Source organism: Pseudomonas sp. NPDC087639, assembly GCF_044743385.1.
Classification (GTDB): Bacteria; Pseudomonadota; Gammaproteobacteria; order Pseudomonadales; family Pseudomonadaceae; genus Aquipseudomonas.
Genome location: NZ_JBIUWI010000139.1, coordinates 1 through 4,014, shown reverse-complemented (window position 1 = coordinate 4,014; position 4,014 = coordinate 1). Strand labels below are relative to the sequence as shown.

The following is a 4,014-nucleotide window of genomic DNA, read 5'->3' as shown; positions in this document are numbered from 1 at the left end:
CGCCTTCTCGACACTCCCGCGACGGGTCTGCCCTTCTTCGCTCGGAGTATTGAGGTGCTGTTTCAAATTCACGTTGTCGCTCACGGGAGCTGGTCCACTCACTAAAGTCTCGGTCATCATCGTCATGCGGCCACCCCTTCTTCGTCCCCTGTCAGGCTTTTGTAACGCTCGGCGAAGAACTCCCGAACGTTGGCGCATTGTGTTTCCGTACCATCCAAACGATTGAAGTGGGCGCGAAACTCCCTGGCGCCCGGCAAGGTTGCGAGATACCAGCCCACATGCTTTCGAGCAATGCGCACGCCCATCACGTCCCCATAGAAAGCGTGAAGTGCGGCCAGATGCTCTAGCAGTATGCGTTCCACTTCGATCAGTTGCGGGGCCGGCAATTTCTCGCCGGTACGCAGGTAATGATCGATCTCGCGAAAAATCCATGGCCGCCCTTGGGCGGCACGGCCTACCAACAGGCCATCGGCACCGGTCGCGTCGAGCACGTAGCGGGCCTTTTCCGGCGAATCGATATCGCCATTGGCAAACACCGGGATCGACACAGCCTGCTTGATCGCGGCAATCGTGTCGTACTCGGCTTCGCCGGTGTACAGATCGGCGCGAGTGCGGCCATGCACTGCCAGCGCGGTGATCCCGGCCTGCTCGGCGATCTTTGCCACGGTCAGGCCGTTCTTGTTGTCGCGATCCCATCCGGTGCGGATCTTCAGGGTCACCGGCACATCAACCGCAGCCACGACGGCCTGCAGGATCTCGGTGACCAGTGCTTCATCCTTCAGCAACGCAGAGCCGGCGGCCTTGTTGCAGACCTTTTTTGCCGGGCAACCCATGTTGATATCAATAATCTGTGCGCCCAGTTCGACGTTGGCCCGTGCTGCATCCGCCAGCATCTGCGCGTCGCCACCGGCGATCTGTACCGAGCGTGGTTCGGGATCGCCTTCGTGGATCATGCGCATGCGCGACTTGCGGGTGTTCCACAGGCTCATGTCACTGGTGACCATTTCCGAGACTACAAGCCCCGCGCCCAGACGCTTGCACAGCTGACGAAAGGGCTGGTCGGTGACGCCCGCCATCGGGGCGAGAATCAAGCCGTTCTGTAATGTATATGGGCCGATGCGTACCGCCGACATAGGACTTCCCTGAAGTGGGGCCGGATCATGAGAGTTCGAAAAAGGGTGGGCATGATACCCGCTCTCGATGACTGGATAAAGGCTGAATTGAACAAAATCTGAACAGTTATTCCGTTATCGCCAGCGGTTTGGTTGCGCAGCGCGAAGTCAGAAAATTGCCGTCAATCAAGAAGCGGTGAAGCGGTTCACTCGGGCGAGTGAAAACTCAGGCTGTAATTCACCGCTTTCGGGCCTGGATCGAGAATATCCAGGGCGATGTGAATCGGCGTTTGCGGCGGCATCTCCGCCAGACCTTCGAGGTCGCCGTTGAGGTATTCGCCGGGTTTGAAGCGGCGACTGGCGATCAGATGGCCGTTAAGGTCGGCAAAACGCAGTTCCAGCAGCGGAAACGGCTGGGAGAACGTCGCGCGGTTATAGATGATCGCGTCGACCACCAGCGCACCGCTGAACTCCGGATGGCTGCGCACCACCAGATTGCTGCTCTTGATTTTGGCGATGTCGACCTTGGACGGCACAGTGCAACCGATCTGCGGGCAGACTTGCTGGAACCATGGGCGGTACTGATCCTGACGTGCCAGTTCATCAAAATGATAGGCGATGTACTGGAAAGCCAAGCCACCGGCGGCCAGCAACACCAGCGTCAGCCATAGCAGGCGTCGACCCCACGGCGAGCGGCGTTTCTGCCAGTCCAGTTGCAGCGGGTCGTCAGTCAGGTCCTGCAACACTTCGGCGCGCACGCCGGGTTCTGCGCGTTCGCGTTTTTTGCGCGATGGCTCGATTGCAGGCAGATCGTCGTCATCGGCTTCGTCACTGGCGGACAGGTGCTCGCGACGGGCATTCGGATCAATCGGATCGTGCAGACGCAGTTGCGGGATCGCCGGCTCGTCGTCCAGATCCACCGGTTCCAGCGACAGCGAGGGCTCGGTGCGCGTGGTTTTTTCCTGTTCGACGTCAAGGATTTGCGGATCGGCTTCGTCTTCTGCCTCTGGCGTGGGCGTGTGCTCGTCGTCACGCGCACTGAACAGACTGTCGCGCCACACGGTTTCATCGGCTTCGGGGCTATCACGCCGGGCGCTCAGGGAGTCTTCGCGCGGACGACCGAATTCGGTGGTCGGCTGGATTTCCCGTTGTTCGAGACGGGCGAGTTCTTCGTCCAGATCCAGGCTGTCGAGGTCCAGCTCCGAGGCGCTCCACTGCTTTTGGCTGATGGCGCGCGGCGGGGACGGCTCGACGATGGCCTGGGGCTCGACAAGCGGTAGCTCCTCGACGGGCAGCGTTTCAATCGGCGGCGCGACCGGCGTCACCGCGTCCTTGCCAGCGTGTTGCTCAAGCAGCTGTTTGGCGGCGTTGAACACTTGCAGGCAAGAGCCGCAGCGAACCACCCCGCGGGCCACGCTCAATTGAGCATGGCTGACACGGAAACTGGTTTGGCAATGCGGGCACTGAGTGACGAAACTGTCGGTCATGCGGCGATCCGGATTATGCAGGCGGCCATTCTAGCGCCGACGCCCGGTAATGCGCACCCAGCCATCGCGATTGGCGATCGGGTCGAGATCGAAGTCCTGAGCATAAGCGGCAGCGACTTCTTCACCTTGTTCGGCGAGGATGCCAGACAGCGCCAGACGCCCCCCGGATTTGACCAGGCTGGACAGTTGCGGAGCCAGCGAAACCAGCGGGCCGGCCAGAATGTTGGCAACCAGCACGTCGGCTTTGACCTGCGGCAGATCTTCCGGCAGATACAGCGGGAACAGCTCGTCGGCAATGTTGTTGCGACCGGCATTGTCACGCGAGGCTTCCAGCGCCTGCACGTCAATGTCGGTGCCGACTGCTTCTTTAGCGCCGAGCAACAGGGCGGCGATGGCCAGAATCCCCGAGCCGCAGCCGAAGTCCAGCACGTTGCAGTCTTTCAGATCCTGGCCGTCGAGCCATTCCAGGCACAACGCGGTGGTCGGGTGCGTGCCGGTGCCGAACGCCAGACCCGGATCGAGCAGCAGGTTGACGGCGTCAGGCTCTGGAGCAGCGTGCCAGCTCGGCACGATCCACAGGCGCTGGCCGAAACGCATTGGCTGGAAACCGTCCATCCAGCTGCGTTCCCAATCCTGGTCTTCGATGACTTCGCTGTGATGCTCCGGCAGCGGGCTGCCGGTCAGCAATTCCAGATGGGCCAGTACCGGTGCGGCTTCAGTGCCGCCCTCGAACAGGGCCAGCAGGTGCGTGTGCGCCCACAGCGGTGTGGTGTTGAGTTCCGGCTCGAAGATCGGCTGATCTTCGGCGTCCATGAATGTCACCGATACGGCGCCCACTTCAAGGAAAGCGTCTTCGTAGGTTTCGGCTTGTTCCGGGCTGATGGCGAGTCGTACTTGCAGCCAAGGCATGGCGGGCACCTTTGAAAAAATATGATTGCAGCCTAGCGGCCAGCGAGAAGCGCGCAAGTTTACGCGAGCGCGCAGGGTTTGTGGGAGCTGCTTTGTAGCGCAGATGTTGAGCCAGGCAGGGATACTGTGGGAGCGAGCCTGCTCGCGATTGCGCTGGGTCAACAACGAGAATGGCGACTGAAACGGCCGCTTCGCGAGCGGGCTCGCTCCCACAGGGGAATTGTGAAGCGTGTAGATACAACAAAGCCGCCCGAAGGCGGCTTTGTCTGGTGCGGGCTGAAGCTTAGTGCTTCTCGCCAGCCAGCTTGTGCTCGAGGTAGTGAATATTCACGCCCCCTTTGCAGAAGCCTTCGTCACGAACCAGATCACGGTGCAACGGGATGTTGGTCTTGATCCCGTCAACCACGATTTCGTCCAGGGCATTGCGCATGCGCGCCATGGCTTCGTCGCGGGTGGCGCCGTAAGTGATCAGCTTGCCGATCAGCGAGTCGTAGTTCGGCGGAACC

Annotated in this window: 3 protein-coding genes and 2 pseudogenes; all 5 read right to left on the bottom strand. The window is 60.9% G+C overall.

The window, feature by feature from the left end:
• A pseudogene (locus ACIOVB_RS27125) lies at nucleotides 1-126 on the bottom strand (DNA-binding transcriptional regulator Fis); the annotation flags it as partial.
• On the bottom strand, nucleotides 123-1,133 hold the full coding sequence (dusB, locus tag ACIOVB_RS27120) for a tRNA dihydrouridine synthase DusB (protein WP_187678522.1): 1,011 nt from the start codon (nucleotides 1,131-1,133) through the stop codon (nucleotides 123-125). The gene dusB and the pseudogene ACIOVB_RS27125, both read right to left, overlap by 4 nt.
• Nucleotides 1,134-1,318: 185 nt before the next feature.
• Complete coding sequence (locus ACIOVB_RS27115) at nucleotides 1,319-2,599, bottom strand: DUF3426 domain-containing protein (RefSeq protein WP_401272226.1); 1,281 nt, start codon at nucleotides 2,597-2,599, stop codon at nucleotides 1,319-1,321.
• A gap of 30 nt (nucleotides 2,600-2,629) precedes the next feature.
• Entirely contained in the window at nucleotides 2,630-3,508 is an 879-nt protein-coding gene (prmA, locus tag ACIOVB_RS27110; RefSeq protein WP_187678520.1) for a 50S ribosomal protein L11 methyltransferase, read from the bottom strand.
• Nucleotides 3,509-3,791: 283 nt separating this feature from the next.
• A pseudogene (locus ACIOVB_RS27105) lies at nucleotides 3,792-4,014 on the bottom strand (acetyl-CoA carboxylase biotin carboxylase subunit); the annotation flags it as partial.